Origin of the sequence: Arthrobacter sp. H5 (assembly GCF_000520595.1) — a bacterium.
GTDB lineage: Bacteria > Actinomycetota > Actinomycetes > Actinomycetales > Micrococcaceae > Arthrobacter_D.
The window spans coordinates 69,187-84,838 of the sequence record NZ_KI914981.1 but is presented as its reverse complement, the minus strand read 5'-3'; the positions used below and the strand labels follow the sequence as shown (position 1 = coordinate 84,838).

The window sequence follows — 15,652 nt, the reverse complement described above, 5'->3', positions numbered from 1 at the left end:
CGTCGTCGGTTGTCTGCGACAGGTGGATCGGCGCTGAAAAGCCGGAGGACACCTGTTCAAGCGCCGCGCGCCGGGAAGAAAACGGTGCATCAAGCAAAGATAAACCCTCAAGCGACAGCAGATCGAACGCAACAAAGGACGCGGGCGTCTGCTCGGCCAACAGGCGCACCCGGCTCTCGGCGGGATGTATCCGCTGGGACAGTGCCTCCCAGTCCAACCGCTCGCTGCCCAGGGCGCCTGTGCGCACCACTATTTCTCCGTCAACCACGCACTCGGACGGCAGGGCATCAAGTAGCGCCTCCACCAGCTCCGGAAAATACCGGGTCAACATCTTGGAACCGCGGCTGCCGATCTCGCACTTGCCGTCCTCAATGTAGATGATCGCGCGGAATCCATCCCATTTCGGCTCATACGAGAGGCCACCGGAAACACTGTCAGGCGACGGTACTTGGGAGACGGCTTTCGCAAGCATCGGCTGAATCGGAAAAGGAGTGGAAGTCATGCTCCGATCTTGCCCCAAGTGGCAGGTACCCGCTACTGCAGGGAACGTACGTGCACTCTGCGATGGGTGCATGTACGTGCACATCTAATGCAGTGCACGTACATGCACTAATAGTTGGGAAGGTCCTTTGTGTTCAGATCTCCACGAGAAGCCGGGATGCTGCTGCGGCAGTTACGTGATGACGCGGGCCTGTCACAAACCGCACTAGCTGACCAAGCAGGTGTGTCCAAGCGGTGGCTTGTGAACTTTGAGAACGGCAAACCGTCCGTGGATATGTCGATGGTGATGGACTGCTTCTCGGTGTTCGGGGTGGGCTTCGAACTGGCACGGGTAGATGGCCAATGAGCAAGTGGCGGCACTGCCCTCCCTCAGGAAGTAGCCGTTTTGTGGACAGGGGGGCGCACCAGATGCGGCACTGTGCATATACTCGTTCAGTGGCCCGGTCATTGAGCGTCGGGACCGCAACACAATCGACCGGTGTCCCATGAAAGGCCGACCATGAGCAACGTTCCCGAAGACCTTCACTACACCGCCGAACACGAGTGGATCACCACCCCGGATGACAACGGTGTTGTCCGCATTGGAATCACCGACTTCGCCCAGGACGCACTCGGCGATGTGGTCTACGTACAGATGCCGGCAGCCGGCGACAAAGTGACCGCATCCGACGTCGTTGGAGAAGTGGAATCAACCAAGAGCGTGAGCGACATCTACGCCCCGGTGACCGGAGAAGTGGTCTCCCGCAACGAGTCGCTGGACGCCGATCCCGCTCTGATCAACTCGGATCCGTACGGTGACGGCTGGCTCCTGGAGATCAAAGTCGAAAACAAGAACGTTGTTGAGGAACTTCTCAGTTCATCCGAATACTCACAGCAGGTAGGCTAGACGCATCGGCTCTGCAGTAATCAAGTGGCCAGCCGGTTTGACCGGTTGGCCACGTATTTTTGGGGAAGGAATCATCAATGGTTGGCGAGAGCAACGCAGCCGCCCATGGCGCTTCGGAGGGAAAGTCAACGTCTCCTGAGACCACCAACATCAGCATGCCTCCACGGAGCGGGGGCACCGCCGTCGAGCCGAGGCTCAGCAGCGAAGAGCTCGCGGCTGTGGCAGCCCTTCCAGATGGTTCTGCCCTCCTGATAGCCCATTCCGGGCCAAACTCGGGAGCACGGTTCCTGCTGGATGAGGATGTCACCGTAGCCGGCAGGCACCCCAACGCGGACATATTCCTTGACGATGTCACTGTCTCCCGGTCGCACGCAGAATTCCGGCGCAGCGGCGGCGGATTCGAGGTCGCTGACACACGCAGCCTCAACGGCACCTATGTCAACAACGACCGCGTGGACAGCGTGACCCTGCGCAACGGCAACGAAGTGCAGATCGGCAAGTTCCGGCTCTCCTTCTACGCAGCAGGAAGCGTCACGGCCGGCCAGGGGCACACCCAGACGCATCGTCAGGCTTAGGCCACTGCATGCCCTCATCCCAGCAGGCGCCGCGAACCGTTGGCATCGCCCCAGAGCGGGTCAGCGGAAACGTTCTCAATATTGGAGAGGTCCTCACGGAGCTTGCCGGGGACTTCCCCCAAATCAGCGCGTCGAAAATACGGTTCCTCGAGGAAAAGGGCCTGATCACGCCTCAACGTACCCGAGCCGGGTACCGCAAATACACTGCGCTTGATGTGGAGCGCCTTCGGTTTGTGCTGGCGCTCCAGCGGGATCAGTACCTCCCGTTGAAAGTCATCAAGGACTACGTGGATGCGATCGACCGCGGTGAACGTCCCGAATCCCTTCCCGGCGGCCTGACCCTGTCGCCGCGGATGGTCTCCGACCAGCTGACGCGTGAACTCGGTGCACACGCACGCCGCCTCACCACGGAAACGCTGACCGCTGAAGCCGGAGCACGTAGGGGCCTGGTCTCTGACCTCGTATCATTCGGCCTGATTGCTGAACAGGACGGCCGCTTCGACGAGCACGCCCTCAAGGTCACCCGTGCCTGCGTCCAGCTGGAAGCACACGGCATTGAACCCCGCCACCTGCGCCCCTTTCGTGCCGCAGCGGATCGCGAGCTAGGTCTCGTGGAGCGCGTGGTCGCCCCGGTTGCGTCGCGGCGTGACGTGGCATCGAAAGCGCGGGCGGCAGAGACCGCCCGGGAGATCAGCGAACTGTGCCTCAACCTCCATAGCGCACTGGTGCAGGGCCAGATCGCCCGGATGGACAGCTAGGGAGCGGGTACAGCCATGCTGGAAGTCGAAGTAGTGGGAGTGCGCATTGAGCTGCCGTCCAACCAACCCCTGGTCCTCCTGAAGGAGACTGAGGGAACCCGCCACATCCCCATTTGGATTGGTGCCCCTGAAGCCAGTGCCATCGCCTTTGTGCAGCAGGGGATCGTCCCGCCCCGCCCCATGACCCATGACCTGCTGGTCAGTGTTATCGCGGCGACCGGACGCAGCCTGAGCGAGGTCCGTTTGGTCAGCGTCGAGGACACGGTTTTCCACGCAGAGCTGGTGTTCGACAACGGCACCACCGTCAGTTCGCGGGCCTCTGACGCCATCGCCATCGCGCTCCGCGTTCCCTGCCCCATCTACTGCGCACCCGAGGTCCTCAATGACACCGGTGTCCAGATCGCAGAGGCGGAAGAGGACGACGACGACGCCGCCCCGGGTCCTGAAGGTCAGCTCAACGCCGAGCGGGAACTGCGTCAATTCCGCGAATTCCTCGCGGACGTTGAGCCCGAGGATTTTGAACACTGAGCCCGACACGCCAGATCCATATGGCCCGCATCTTTGACCTCGGCCACCCGGGGATCTAACGTCGAAGCATATCGTTCCCATTGCACTGGTGGAGAACACAGGGCAGACTTGAAGCAAACCCTGTGGATCCCAGCTTGCGCCGACTTCCCGGGAACCGAAACGAGGAGGCACACGTGAGTCCGAAAGGCGACGCCGGTACGGGTTCCAACGCGGCCGCTGCGGGCACAGCCATTCCGGCAGGTGCGCAGGGACTGCTCTTCACGGAGGATCTCCCCGTGCTCGACGAGGACGCCGGCTACCGGGGTCCCACCGCCTGCAAGGCCGCAGGTATCACCTACCGCCAGCTGGACTACTGGGCACGCACCGGTCTGGTTGAACCAGCCGTCCGCGGTGCCGCCGGCTCCGGCTCGCAGCGACTCTACGGTTTCCGCGACATCCTGGTTCTCAAAGTAGTGAAGCGGCTCCTCGATACGGGAGTTTCACTCCAGCAGATCCGCACTGCAATCGAACATCTCCGCGAACGCGGCGTCGAGGATCTGGCCCAGATCACACTCATGAGCGACGGCGCCAGTGTGTACGAATGCACCTCGGCCGAAGAAGTCATTGACCTGGTGCAGGGCGGGCAGGGTGTCTTTGGAATTGCGGTAGGAAGAGTCTGGCGTGAGGTCGAAGGAAGCCTGGCCGCACTGCCCAGCGAACACGTGACCGATCAGGTCTTCCCCGATGACGAGCTCAGCAAAAGGCGCGCAACCCGCAAGATCAGCTGACACTGGTTGACGTGAATGCCCCGCCAGATGCGGGGCATTTCTGTTTTACCCGGCACCGTTTTTAGGTGCGGCGCGCCACCCGGCTGCGCATCCGACCGGAATCGAGCAGAGCCCTCAGCAGTTCGTCAAAGTAACCTGCAGCCTGCTTGGCCGATTCTCCAGGCCAGTGATGCACCGCGTGTGCTGCGCCCTGAATCTGCTGCCAGTTAGCCTGCTCCGCGATGGTGGGGCTGAGCAGGAGCTCGCCGAACATCTGCCTCATCTCGTTGAGCCGGAACGTGTGCTCATTGGAACCAGAGCGCACACGGTTGGCCACAATGCCCGCCGTGGCCAGATTCGGTGCAAACTCTGCCTTGAACAGCTCAATGGCACGCATTGTCCGTTTAGTCCCGGCTACCGAGAACAAACCGGGCTCGGCCACCAGGAGAACACGGTTGCTCGCCGTCCAGGCGATTCGGGTGAGTCCGTTGAGGGACGGCGGGCAATCGATCAGCACCAACCCATAACCCTCCAGGCGGCTTAGCAGTGTGGAGAGCCTGCGCAGATCCCTCTTACCAAGGTCGGGCCGGTCATAGATGCCTGAAAACGCCGACCCCATGGCGACGTCCAGGACAGGGGTGGCTTTGCCCGGGTTGCGCTTCATGGCGGTGGGCACCCAGCCGCTGGTCACCACATTCGCGGCAAGATCACCGCGGCGCGCATTCTTCAGCAGACGCCCAATATCCAGGTGCCCGTCAGCCTGCACCCCCAGACCTGTGGTGGCATCGGCGTGTGGATCAAGATCAACAACAAGGGTTGGAATTCCGGCGGAAAGTGCCGCTGAGGCCAGTCCCAGTGTGACGGAGGTCTTGCCGACCCCACCTTTGAGGCTGCTAATGCTCACTACTTGCACTTGAAAAACCAATACCTAACGTTTGCGTATGCGGTGCCCGGATTCGTCAGCCGCCTCTCCCATCATCATATGTGGACCCGACCCGCTGACGAATCCTCCACGCGGTGTGGCCCCTGAACTCTCAGGTCACACAGACCGTCAACGGCGCGTCCACTGACGCATTGCGGGAAATTACCTCAGCTGCCGGTTTCGATTACAGGCTAAAGATTGGTCAAATGTAGGCTGGGGACGCCCACGTCGAAAGTTCCACCGAACCCGCAAGGACGCAGGAGAGCAATGTTCTCGAAGATTTTGGTAGCTAACCGTGGCGAGATAGCCATTCGTGCCTTCAGGGCCAGTTATGAGATTGGCGCCAACACTGTTGCGGTGTTCCCTCACGAGGACCGGAATTCGATTCACCGGCAGAAGGCAGATGAGGCGTATCTGATTGGTGAGGAGGGGCATCCTGTCCGGGCGTACCTCGATGTGGATGAGATTGTGCGGGTGGCGAAGGAGTCCGGCTGCGACGCCATCTACCCGGGCTATGGTTTTCTGTCTGAGAATCCTGGCCTCGCGCGGGCCGCGGCGGATGCTGGCATCACCTTTGTGGGGCCGCCCGCGGAGGTGCTGGAACTGGCCGGCAACAAGGTCCGGGCGCTGGAAGCAGCCCGCAAGGCGGGCATTCCGGTTCTGAAGTCTTCCCAGCCGAGCTCGGATGTGGATGAGCTGATCAAGGTCGCGGACGAGATCGGCTTCCCCATTTTCGCCAAGGCTGTTGCCGGTGGCGGCGGACGTGGTATGCGCCGGGTTGATAACCGAGAGGGTCTTCCCGGCGCGCTGGAAGCCGCAATGCGTGAGGCGGATTCGGCGTTCGGTGATCCCACTATGTTCTTGGAGCAGGCTGTTCTGCGCCCACGCCATATTGAGGTGCAGATCCTCGCGGATGGCGAAGGCAATGTCATGCACCTCTTCGAGCGTGATTGTTCTCTGCAGCGCAGGCATCAGAAGGTCATCGAGATTGCTCCGGCCCCGAATCTGGATGAGGGTATCCGGCAGGCCCTTTATCGGGATGCGGTGAAATTTGCGAAGGCCTTGAATTATGTGAATGCCGGCACTGTCGAGTTTTTGGTGGACACGGTGGGGGAGCGCGCAGGCCAGCACGTCTTTATTGAAATGAATCCCCGGATCCAGGTGGAGCACACGGTCACGGAGGAAGTGACTGATGTGGATCTGGTGCAGGCGCAGCTGCGTATCGCTGGTGGTGAAACCTTGGCGGATCTGGGTCTGAGCCAGGAGACGGTGAAGCTGAGGGGTGCGGCGTTGCAGTCCCGTATCACTACCGAGGATCCGGCCAACGGGTTCCGGCCCGACGTCGGTCGGATCACCGCTTATCGTTCCGCGGGTGGGGCGGGTGTCCGGCTCGACGGTGGAACCGTGTACGCGGGGGCGGAGATCAGTCCGCATTTCGATTCGATGCTGGTGAAGCTGACCTGCCGCGGCCGGGACTACCCCTCCGCGGTGACCAGGGCGCGGCGTGCGTTGGCCGAATTCCGGGTACGCGGCGTCTCCACCAACATTTCCTTCCTGCAGGCCGTACTGGATGACCCCGCCTTCATCGCCGGAGACGTGGCAACCTCCTTCATCGATGAGCGACCCGAGCTACTCACCGCCCGCGTTCCAGCGGACCGTGGGACGAAGCTGCTGAGCTGGCTCGCGGACGTCACGGTGAACAAACCGCACGGCGAACTCACCGTGGGCCTGGATCCGGCAGAGAAACTCCCGGAACCCACGGATACCAAGCCGGGCCCGGGCTCCCGGCAGCGGCTTCAGGCGCTGGGTCCGGAGAGGTTCGCCGCCGAACTGCGCGCCCAGCAGGCCCTTGCCGTCACCGACACCACCTTCCGTGACGCCCACCAGTCACTGCTTGCCACCCGGGTCCGCACCCGCGACCTGGTGGCGGCCGGACGTGCCGTCTCCGAACGCATGCCGCAGCTGCTCTCAGTGGAGGCCTGGGGCGGGGCAACCTATGACGTGGCGCTGCGTTTCCTGGGCGAGGATCCCTGGGAGCGGCTGGCCGCTCTTCGCCGGGAGCTGCCGAACGTCTGCCTGCAGATGCTGCTGCGCGGCCGGAACACCGTGGGATACACGCCGTACCCCGAAGAGGTGACAAAGGCCTTCGTCAAGGAGGCCGCGGCAACCGGCATCGACATTTTCCGCATCTTCGACGCGCTCAACGACGTCTCCCAAATGGAACCGGCGATCCGCGCCGTCCGCGAGACCGGCACCGCGGTCGCCGAAGTGGCGCTCTGCTACACCTCCAACATGCTCGACCCGGAGGAAAAGCTCTATACACTGGATTACTACCTGGACCTTGCACAGCGCATGGTCGACGCCGGCGCACACGTGCTGGCAATCAAGGACATGGCCGGCCTGCTCCGTCCGGCCGCCGCCGCACAGCTGGTCACCGCACTGCGCGAGCGTTTCGACCTCCCCGTCCACCTACACACCCACGACACCGCGGGCGGTCAGCTGGCCACCCTGCTCGCGGCAGCGGATGCAGGGGTCGACGCCGTTGACGTCGCCAGCGCTTCGCTGGCCGGAACCACCAGCCAGCCCTCGGCCTCCGCGCTGGTCGCAGCCCTGGCCAACACCAGTCGGGACACCGGGATCTCCCTCACAGATGTGTGTTCGCTCGAGCCCTATTGGGAGGCTGTGCGCCGTGTGTACGCACCGTTCGAGTCTGGTCTTCCGGGACCCACCGGCCGGGTCTACCGCCACGAAATCCCAGGCGGTCAGCTCTCCAACCTCCGCCAGCAGGCGATCGCCCTGGGCCTTGGCGAGCACTTCGAGGCTGTGGAGGACATGTACACGGCCGCTGACCGCATCCTCGGACGGCTGGTCAAGGTCACACCGTCCTCCAAGGTGGTCGGCGACCTCGCCCTGCAGTTGGTCGGCTCGAAGGTGGATCCGGCGGACTTCGAGGAAAACCCCCAGAACTACGACATCCCGGATTCCGTGATCGGCTTCCTCAGCGGCGAACTCGGCGACCCTCCCGGCGGCTGGCCCGAACCCTTCCGCACCAAGGCGCTGCAGGGCCGCACCATCAAGGAACGCGACGTCACGCTCAGCGATGAGGATCAGCAGGGCCTCGACGCCGATTCAGCTACCCGCCGCTCAACCCTGAACAGGCTGCTCTTCGCCGGCCCCACCAAGGACTTCGAGGCTACCCGCGAAACCTACGGCGACGTCTCCGTCCTGGACACCCGCGACTACCTCTACGGAATGCAGCAGGGCAGCGAACACGTCATCACCCTGGAAAAGGGTGTCCGCCTGATCGCCACGCTGGAGGCAGTCTCCGATCCGGACGAAAAGGGCATGCGCACCGTCATGTGCACACTCAACGGGCAAATGCGCCCCGTCACGGTCCGCGACCGCAGCGTCCACAGTGACGTCAAGGCGGCGGAGAAGGCAGATGCCTCTACTCCCGGCCACGTCGCGGCACCTTTCGCGGGCGCCGTCACCCTCACCGTCTCCGAAGGCGACACCGTGCAGGCCGGCGACACCATTGCCACGATCGAAGCCATGAAAATGGAGGCAGGCATCACCACCAATGTCGGAGGCACCGTGCAGCGCGTTGCCGTGGGCGCCGTCGCACAGGTCCAGGGCGGCGACCTCCTCCTGGTCATCGAAACGTCGTAGGTCCCACCTGCGCTAAGGTGTTGGCAGGAAACCCTCCGGCGTGTCGGCTGATGCGCCGCGCCATCTTCAAGGTGTAAGGAAACATGGCCACCGACAGAGAGCCAGCGGAAGACAGCAGCGGCACACTCCAGAACCTGGACGGCGCTTCACAAAGCCCCGAGGCCAGACAAACCGGCGAACCTGACAACCGACAGACGCCGGAAGTGACTCCGGAAGTGACTCCGGTAGAGACTCTCGAACAGGACCGCGCGCCGTCGGGCCCTGTTCCGCTGGTGACCGTGGACTCCGTGGCCGGCAGCGATGACGCCGCAGCACTACCGGGCCTGGGCGGCCCGCTGCTTCAGCCTCCGGCGCCGGAGCATCTGCCCACGGTGGGCGGGGAGCCGGTGGAATCAACAAACGACGACGGCGTGTCCCCGGGCCCGCTGGCTCCCACCGTGGGCACGGCAAGGCAGAACGACACCGGACTCCCGACGGATGACACTCCGGCCCAAAACGACACCCCGGGTGACCGCAGTGCCAGGCGCGACAGGGACAACGGGCCGGAGCCGGCGTCGTCGCTCACGGCGGACAGACTTTTGGCCGGGCAGCAGCGCCCGCCCGTGGACGGCTGGCGGCGCCTGCTGTACAAAGCCACGTTCGGGTATGTGAACCTCGGGGATTCGGACGCCGTACGCATCCGGCGGGCGCTGGAGCACCGCATCGCCGTGAGGCTGGGGGAGCGCACCCGCTACGTGCCGGTACTCTCCCGCAAAGGCGGAGTCGGCAAGACCACCGTCACCACGCTGCTGGGTATGGCGCTGGCGGACATCCGCGAAGACCGCATCATCGCGATGGACGCCAACCCGGACCGCGGCACCCTCTCGGACCGCTCGCCCGGCAAGGCCGATTCCACCGCACGCCAGCTGGTGCAGAACCGCTTCATGGTGGATTCCTTCGCCCAGCTCTCCAGCTACGTCACCCGTGACGGCTCGCGGCTCCACGTCCTCGCTTCGGACACTGATCCGGCCGTTGCCCAGGCGTTCGACGATGCCGACTATCGCGCCGTCACGGACATCCTCGGCCGCTACTACTCCATTGTCCTGACCGATTCCGGCACCGGCATGGTGCACTCCGTCATGAAGGGCACGCTGGAAAAAGCCGACTCGGTGGTGCTGGTATCCGGAGGAAGCGTGGACGAGGCGAGGCTCGCGTCCGAAACCCTGTCCTGGCTTGAGGCACACGGCCGCCACGACCTGGTGGCCAAGGCCATTGTGGTGGTCAACCTCTCCTCGGGAAACCGGACGGAAGTCAATGTCACGGAGATCGAGGATCATTTCCGCTCCAGGGTGGGCACCGTGGTGCGCATTCCGTACGACCGCCATCTGGCTGAGGGCTCCCGCGTGGACCTGGCCAAGCTGCAGCCCCGCACGCGGGACGCTGTTGTTGAACTGGCCGCCCACGTTGTCGACCATCTCCATTCCTAGGACACAGTGACCTACTACGACCTCGCCATTGTGGGCTCCGGCTCAGGCAACACCCTCATCACGCCGGATTGGGACGGAAAGAAAGTCGCCCTCATCGACAGCGGCACTTTCGGCGGGACCTGCCTGAACGTAGGCTGTATTCCCACCAAGATGTTTGTCTACCCGGCCCAATTGGCACAGGGCGCTGCGGACGCAGCCCGTCTGGGCGTGGACCTTGACCTGCGCACGGTCCGCTGGCGGGAAATCCGGGACCGAATCTTCACCCGCATCGACTCGATCTCCAGCAGCGGGCGGGACTACCGGGCCGACGAACTGGATCACGTCACACTGTACGAGGAAGAGGCCCGGCTCACCGGAGAGAAATCCCTCAGGACGGCATCCGGCGCCGAGATTGAGGCCGGCCAGCTGGTCATCGCCGCAGGCTCCCGCGCAGTCCTTCCGGACATTCCCGGTATCGACCTGCCGCAGGTCCACACGTCGGACACGATCATGCGGGTGGATGAGCAGCCGCGCCGCCTGCTCATTATTGGTGGAGGCTACATCGCGGCCGAATTTGCACATGTTTTCTCCGCTTTCGGCACCGAGGTGACCATCGTGAATCGGTCCCGACTGCTGTTGCGCGCCTTGGATGAATCCGTGTCGGAGAAATTCACGGAGGCCGCGTCAGCCCAGTGGAACGTGGTCACCGAGCACACTGTTGCCTCCCTGACCGCGAACGACGACGGTTCCGTGCGCGCGGTGCTCGCAGCCACCGGTGGTGATGTCCGCCGGATCGAGGTTGACGCCGTGCTGGTGGCAACCGGGCGTGTCCCCAACAGCGACCGGTTGGGGGCCGCCGCCGTCGGGCTTGATCTTGCCACGAACGGACGGATCGTTGCCGACAAATACCAGCGGGTGCTGAAGAACGGACGTCCGGTCGATGGGCTGTGGACGCTCGGCGATGTCAGCAGCCTGCATCAGCTCAAGCACGTGGCCAATTATGAAGCGCGGGTTGTTTCCCACAATCTGGTGAACCCGGATCATCTGCAGGCCAGTGACCACCGGTACGTTCCCGCAGCCGTCTTCACCTATCCGCAGGTTGCAGCGGTTGGTCTCACCGAGGAGGAGGCGCTCCGCTATGCGGAGACCACCGGCACCCGGATTTGCGTGGCCGTCCAACAATACGGTTCGACGGCGTACGGCTGGGCCATGGAGGACACCACCGGTTTTGTGAAGCTGATCGCCGAGCAGGAGAGCGGAAAGCTGCTGGGCGCCCACATCATGGGCCATGAGGCCTCCATGATCATCCAGCCCCTTATCCAGGCGATGTCATTCGGGCTCGATGCTGACACCATGGCGCGGGGTCAATACTGGATTCACCCCGCGCTCACGGAAGTCGTTGAAAATGCGCTGCTGTCCCTGAAGACACAGAGCGGTAGCTAAGGCAGGTCTCCACGCGGCCGCGGGCGGCCTTGGTCGACCCCCGGGGAAAAGACCAAGCGACGTCGTCCACCCCCGGTGATCGACCAAGCGACGAAGGAGCGCGTGGAGATCCGCCTAGGACTTCGCCTTGAGGTAGATGCCCTCCACCAGTTCCGAGTAGTCCTTGAGCACCTGGGCGCGCTTAATCTTCAAGGAAGGCGTCAGGTGTCCGCTTGACTCGGTGAAGTCACTTTCAACAATGCGGAAAACCTTGATGGCCTCTGCCTGCGACACGGACGCATTGGCGTGGTCAACGAGATCCTGGATTTCGGTCTGCACCATGGGATGCCCGGCAGCTTCTGCCATGGTGGTTCCCGCGGGAAGCTGATGGCGTTCAAGCCATCCAGGAAGCGCTTCCTCGTCCAAGGTGATCAGCGCGGAGATAAACGGTCTTTGGTCGCCCACCACCACGCACTGGGAGACCAGGGCGTTGGCGCGGATGGTGTCCTCCAGTTGTGCGGGGATCACGTTCTTTCCGCTGGCCGTGACAATGATTTCCTTCTTGCGGCCCGTAATCTTGAGGAAACCGTCCGCGTCGAGTTCGCCAACGTCGCCGGTGCGGAACCAACCGTCAATAAACGCTTCCTCAGTGAGGTCGGGGCGCTTGAAGTAGCCCTTGAGAACGCAGACACCCTTGGTAAGAATTTCGCCGTCGTCAGCAATCTTGACCGAGTTGCCCGGCAGGGGAGCACCTACCGAGCCGATCTTGATCTTTTTCGGTGTGTTCACCGAGATAGGTGCAGTGGTCTCGGTGAGGCCGTAGCCTTCCAGCACCATGAGCCCAATGCCGTGGAAGAAATGGCCCAGGCGGTCACCGAGGGGCGCGCCACCCGACACCGCGTGCTGGACACGGCCACCCATGGCGGCGCGGATTTTGCTGTACAGCAGCCGGTCGAACACTGCGTGCTTGACCTTGAGCATCAGCGGCACCTTGCCCGCCTGATCGGCCTTGGACCAGGCGATGGCAATGTCAGCTCCAGCGTGGAAAATTTTACCCTTGCCGCCGTCCTCGGCCTTCAGCATGGAGTTGTTATAGACCTTCTCGAAAACGCGGGGGACCGCCAGGATGAACGTTGGCTGATAGCTCTGCAGGTCGGGCAGCAGGTTCTTCACGTCCGGCGTGTGGGCCACCGTTGCGCCGGAGGCCACGCACAGCACAGAGATAAACCGCGCAAAAACGTGCGCGAGCGGCAGGAACATGATGGTCTGCGCACCCTCGTGGGCAACCTCGGGCAATGCGGCGGCGGCATTCTCGGAGAGCTCGACAAAGTTGCCGTGAGTCAGTTCGCAGCCTTTGGGCTTGCCGGTGGTGCCCGAAGTGTAAATGAGGGTGGCAACGTCATCCAGGCCGGCAATTCTACGGCGTTCCTCCACCGCGGCGTCGTCAATGGAGGCACCGGCTGCGCGGAGCTCGTCCAGCCCGTTGCCGTCGAACTGCCAGACGTGGGCCACCTGATCCAGATTTTCCGAGCTTGCAGCCTGGCGCACAATGTTTTCATGCCGCCCTGATTCGACAAAGGCGGCGACTGCCCCCGAATCACCCAGGATCCAGCCCACCTGCGCGGGTGACGAGGTCTCGTAGACGGGAACCGGGATGCCACCTGCAAACCAGATGGCAAAATCCACCAGCGACCACTCATACCGGGTGCGGGCCATGATGGCAACGCGGTCCCCGGCTTGGACGCCGGAGGCAATGAGTCCCTTGGCCAGCACCCTGACGTCCGCCAGGAAGTCGGTGGCCCGAATGTCCTGCCAGTCGCCCGAGGCACTCTTGACCGCAAACAACGCCGGATTGCTGGCCTTCTCCGCCTGCTTGACCACAAGATCGGTGGTATTGCTGGTGCGGGGTATGTCCACCAACGCGGGAACGCTGTATTCGCGCACGTGTTTCTCCTTTGAATCATGCAAGCCTGCGGGATTTCATTAGCCTATAGCTTTTCGGTGGTTTAGTACTGTCCAGTAATGTACGAAACGGTAACGGTCGCAGAACTGAGGCGCCGCACCCCAGCCCGTCAGGAGATCACCAGCAGCATGCAATCCGAGCCACAGGACTCCGCAGCACCAGGGCCGCGCCTTCAGCATCCGTTTTTCGGGCGCAGGCGAACACGGCGGCCACGACCCGTCGCGGTTGAACACGGTGCCGGTCAGCTGCTCAGGCGCGGGCTCGCCATTGGGGTGGACATCGGTGGGACCAAGGTCGCAGCCGGCGTTGTCGACCTCCACGGGAACATCATTGCCGAGGCCCGCGAATCCACGCCCGGCCACGACCCCAGGGAAGTGGAAAACGTGATTGTGCGTCTGGTGCGCGAGCTGGCTCCGCGCCACCGCATCCGTTCCATTGGTATAGGCGCCGCCGGCTGGATGGATCTCGCCAATGGCACCGTGCTATTCAGCCCGCACCTTGCCTGGCGCAACGAGCCCCTTCGGGACAATCTTGAGATCCTCCTGAGGCGGAGAGTCAGCGTAGTCAATGACGCCGATGCCGCGGCCTGGGCGGAGTGGCGGTTCGGCACAGGCCGCGGAGAACCACGGCTGGTCTGCATCACCCTGGGAACGGGCATCGGCGGTGCCATGATCATGGACGGCAGGGTGGAACGCGGCCGTCATGGCGTCGCGGGTGAATTTGGGCACCAGATCATCGTCCCGGGCGGCCATCGCTGCGAATGCGGCAACCGCGGCTGCTGGGAGCAATACGCGTCCGGCAATGCCCTGGGGCGCGAAGCCCGTGAGCTGGCCACCTCAAACTCCCCGGTGGCCCAGGCGCTGCTGCGGGAAGTGGACGGAGACCCTTCCCGGATCACCGGGGCGGTGGTCACCCGGCTCGCGCTGCAGGGGGACCCGGCGTGCCGGGAACTGGTGGACGACGTCGGACAATGGCTGGGCGTTGGCCTCGCCAACCTGGCGGCCGCGCTGGATCCGGGGACATTTGTGATTGGCGGTGGACTTGGCGCGGCCGGGAACCTGCTGATCGACCCGGCCCGCCGGGCCTTCGAACGCAACCTGACCGGACGCGGCTTCCGGCCCACCGCAGTAGTGACGGCGGCAGCGCTCGGACCCGAAGCCGGCCTGATCGGGGCTGCGGACCTTTCCAGGATCACGCTGCGTCCGGGTCACCGCCGTGGCCGCGCGGTGCCGCGCGCCTATCGTGGTGTGGGGTAAACCCGCGCGCTAGACTTCCGCGCCGTCGTCGTCGTAATCGCGGTTCTTTGGCAACCGGAAAATCAGGAAACAGACCGAGACAACAAACACGGCCACAATCCCGAGCATCACCATCACCGGCGCGGTTCGCCAGAACATTGCGAACACCAGCAGGGCAAGCGGCCCGCCAATAGCACCGAGCCAGGCGAGTACCACCAGCGGCTCACCCACTCCCAGAGCGGGGGGCTCGGGGGGATGGTAACTGTGGTCGTCGTCGTCGTCGTCCGCCGGAGCATAGTCGCGCGGACCACCGGCGGGAAAGCGTGGCTGGTTCTCAAACACGGCCCTCACCTTCTCCTGCTGTGAAAGCCCGTTCTCGGGCTCTCCGCTGGGTGCCGGGGCGACGGGGGAAGCACTGCTTGGTGTCTGCTCGAGGCGCGACACAAGGTCCTGCCACACGGCATCATCAGTGGAGCCGTTGGACTCGTTTGAGTTATCGGGGTCCTGGCCTCGGGGGCTCATGCGTTGGTACCTGCGCTCACATGCTGTATGAATTCTGCGGAACGCTCAAAGATCTGCTCCTTGTCATGGTCCATGGTGGCCACGTGGTAGCTGTTCATCAAACGCACTATCTCCAAGTCTGCACTGCCGAGCCGCTGCGTGAGAACCTCAAGACTGGATTCCGGCACTATTGCGTCAACTTCAGAACGGAAAACCAGCGTGGGGGCCGTGACATCCGGCAGTCTGAGGGTGGTGTCGTGGAACAGTTTGTACAGCTGCTCGACCGCGGCGACGGGAGTGCGGGGATAGGCGCCCTCGTCGATGCCTTCCATCTTGATGTCGTTGGCAATTGCCGGAACCGAGCGCATCAAATACTTCAGCACGCCCGCATAGCGCGCCCGCGGATCGGCAAATGTCAGCCCGGGATTTACGACGACGACGCCCGCAACCGGCTGCAGCGCCGCCAGACGCAGCGCGAGCGCCCCGCCCATGGACAGGCCG

At 63.5% G+C, this 15,652-nt stretch carries 14 protein-coding genes and 1 pseudogene; 10 read left to right on the top strand and 5 right to left on the bottom strand.

Annotation, left to right across the window (positions count from 1 at the left end; translation table 11 throughout):
• A pseudogene (locus Y708_RS22890) lies at positions 1-502 on the bottom strand (ATP-dependent DNA ligase); the annotation flags it as partial.
• 156 nt (positions 503-658) lie between these two features.
• On the opposite strand from Y708_RS22890, the gene Y708_RS22885 reads away from it, so the two are divergent.
• The 6 genes from Y708_RS22885 (at position 659) to Y708_RS0104705 (ending at position 4,015) form a co-directional block, all read left to right on the top strand.
• Positions 659-847 (top strand): helix-turn-helix domain-containing protein, encoded by a 189-nt coding sequence (locus Y708_RS22885; protein WP_035775272.1) that lies wholly within the window; start codon positions 659-661, stop codon positions 845-847.
• A gap of 153 nt (positions 848-1,000) precedes the next feature.
• Complete coding sequence (gcvH, locus tag Y708_RS0104725; protein ID WP_028279040.1) at positions 1,001-1,387, top strand: glycine cleavage system protein GcvH; 387 nt, start codon at positions 1,001-1,003, stop codon at positions 1,385-1,387.
• Positions 1,388-1,464: 77 nt separating this feature from the next.
• On the top strand, positions 1,465-1,962 hold the full coding sequence (locus Y708_RS0104720; RefSeq protein ID WP_028279039.1) for an FHA domain-containing protein: 498 nt from the start codon (positions 1,465-1,467) through the stop codon (positions 1,960-1,962).
• 8 nt (positions 1,963-1,970) lie between these two features.
• Entirely contained in the window at positions 1,971-2,720 is a 750-nt protein-coding gene (locus Y708_RS0104715; RefSeq protein WP_051478604.1) for a transcriptional regulator FtsR, read from the top strand.
• A 15-nt stretch (positions 2,721-2,735) separates the two neighbouring features.
• Entirely contained in the window at positions 2,736-3,248 is a 513-nt protein-coding gene (locus Y708_RS0104710) for a bifunctional nuclease family protein (protein ID WP_028279037.1), read from the top strand.
• A 173-nt stretch (positions 3,249-3,421) separates the two neighbouring features.
• The gene (locus Y708_RS0104705; protein WP_028279036.1) at positions 3,422-4,015 is read left to right on the top strand and encodes a MerR family transcriptional regulator; all 594 of its coding nucleotides are present in this window, start codon (positions 3,422-3,424) and stop codon (positions 4,013-4,015) included.
• A gap of 61 nt (positions 4,016-4,076) precedes the next feature.
• On the opposite strand, the gene Y708_RS0104700 is transcribed toward Y708_RS0104705, so the two are convergent.
• Positions 4,077-4,907, bottom strand: coding sequence for a ParA family protein (locus Y708_RS0104700; RefSeq protein WP_028279035.1), 831 nt, complete (start codon positions 4,905-4,907; stop codon positions 4,077-4,079).
• Between the two features lie 276 nt (positions 4,908-5,183).
• On the opposite strand from Y708_RS0104700, the gene Y708_RS0104695 reads away from it, so the two are divergent.
• The 3 genes from Y708_RS0104695 to Y708_RS28965 all read left to right on the top strand — a co-directional run bounded on the left by Y708_RS0104695 (position 5,184) and on the right by Y708_RS28965 (position 11,473).
• Positions 5,184-8,585, top strand: a complete 3,402-nt coding sequence (locus Y708_RS0104695; protein WP_028279034.1) for a pyruvate carboxylase — start codon at positions 5,184-5,186, stop codon at positions 8,583-8,585.
• A gap of 83 nt (positions 8,586-8,668) precedes the next feature.
• Positions 8,669-10,051: a MinD/ParA family ATP-binding protein gene (locus tag Y708_RS28970; protein WP_253905688.1), complete on the top strand. Its 1,383-nt coding sequence runs from the start codon at positions 8,669-8,671 to the stop codon at positions 10,049-10,051.
• A 6-nt stretch (positions 10,052-10,057) separates the two neighbouring features.
• Entirely contained in the window at positions 10,058-11,473 is a 1,416-nt protein-coding gene (locus Y708_RS28965; protein ID WP_028279033.1) for a mycothione reductase, read from the top strand.
• A gap of 114 nt (positions 11,474-11,587) precedes the next feature.
• Here Y708_RS28965 and Y708_RS0104680 read toward each other — a convergent pair whose 3' ends face one another.
• On the bottom strand, positions 11,588-13,396 hold the full coding sequence (locus tag Y708_RS0104680; RefSeq protein ID WP_028279032.1) for an AMP-dependent synthetase/ligase: 1,809 nt from the start codon (positions 13,394-13,396) through the stop codon (positions 11,588-11,590).
• 78 nt (positions 13,397-13,474) lie between these two features.
• Here Y708_RS0104680 and Y708_RS22875 point away from each other — a divergent pair, with 78 nt between their 5' ends.
• Complete coding sequence (locus tag Y708_RS22875) at positions 13,475-14,671, top strand: ROK family glucokinase (RefSeq protein ID WP_253905687.1); 1,197 nt, start codon at positions 13,475-13,477, stop codon at positions 14,669-14,671.
• Between the two features lie 9 nt (positions 14,672-14,680).
• On the opposite strand, the gene Y708_RS0104670 is transcribed toward Y708_RS22875, so the two are convergent.
• Together Y708_RS0104670 and Y708_RS22870 are read right to left on the bottom strand one after the other, a co-directional pair.
• Entirely contained in the window at positions 14,681-15,172 is a 492-nt protein-coding gene (locus Y708_RS0104670) for a hypothetical protein (protein WP_028279031.1), read from the bottom strand.
• On the bottom strand, positions 15,169-15,652 hold a 484-nt coding region (locus Y708_RS22870), incomplete at its 5' end, for an alpha/beta hydrolase (RefSeq protein ID WP_035775271.1). The genes Y708_RS0104670 and Y708_RS22870, both read right to left, overlap by 4 nt.